Annotated in this window: 1 pseudogene and 1 other annotated feature; the pseudogene reads right to left on the bottom strand. The window is 52.8% G+C overall.

Annotated features, from left to right (window positions below):
- A pseudogene (locus tag FCN80_RS26100) lies at positions 1-865 on the bottom strand (IS3 family transposase); the annotation flags it as partial.
- Positions 441-557, bottom strand: a sequence feature (AL1L pseudoknot). (Overlaps the previous pseudogene by 117 nt.)
- Positions 866-993: the final 128 nt, after the last annotated feature.

The raw sequence follows: 993 nt of genomic DNA, 5'->3' as shown, positions 1-993 counted from the left end.
GTCGTCTCCATTGACGATGAGACCCGCCAGCCTACGATCATGCCGGCGAACACATCAATGATGAAGGCCACATACGCGAAGCCTTGCCAGGTGCTGACGTAAGTAAAATCTGCACACCAAAGCTGATTGGGGCGTTCAGCCACGAACTGACGCTGCACCCGATCCGCTGCTGTCGCTGTTTTGCGGCTGACCGTAGTCCTGATGACCTTACCGCGAAGAACACCCCGCAGGTCCATTATTTTCATCAGCCGTTCTACAGTACATCGGGCGATACTGAAGCCTTCCCGGAGTAACTGGCGCCAGACTTTCCGCGCCCCATAGACGCTGTAATTTTCTTCGTAAATACGTTTTATTTCTTTGCTGATTTGTGCATCACGTTTTTCGCGTTGGCTACATTTTTCAGGATGTCCCCGGCGCTGCTGATGCCAGTAATATGTCGACGGGGCAATATCCAGCTCGCGACATACCGGCCCGACCCCGTGCGTACCACTCAGACGTTCCATCAGTGGCATTATTTTTTCCAGTGGCGGTCGAGCTCCGCCTGAGCAAAATAAGCAGAGGCCTGCCGCAATATATCATTGCTACGGCGTAGCTCCCGATTCTCACGCTCCAGTTCTTTTAAGCGCTGACGTTCGTCGACAGTCAGTCCCCCACCATCAGCCCGGGCAGGGGAAACATCACCATGAACATCGATTTTGTACTGTCGCAGCCAGGCCCTCAGGGTATCGTAATGACAGCCAATTTTTGATGAGATAGCGCGGATAGCATTCGGTTCTGAATCGTATTCGCCACGGTGCTCAAGGAGCAGTCTGACGGCGCGTTCACGTAACTCTGGCGGATAACGGTTTGCTGATTTTGATTTCATTCAGGATCTCCTTTTACTGAGAGTTTAGTCTCCCGAAAACCCGGTACGGTTCATTGGTGCCGAGAATGCAGGTACTGGCCGGGTTCTTTTCATTGAACTCGTCCTTGTCCGCCAGCGTGTTATGCAGG

Source organism: Martelella alba (genome assembly GCF_005217455.1).
Lineage (GTDB): Bacteria > Pseudomonadota > Gammaproteobacteria > Enterobacterales > Enterobacteriaceae > Acerihabitans.
The sequence above is the reverse complement of the archived record's forward strand: the minus strand, read 5'-3'. Positions and strand labels throughout refer to the sequence as shown.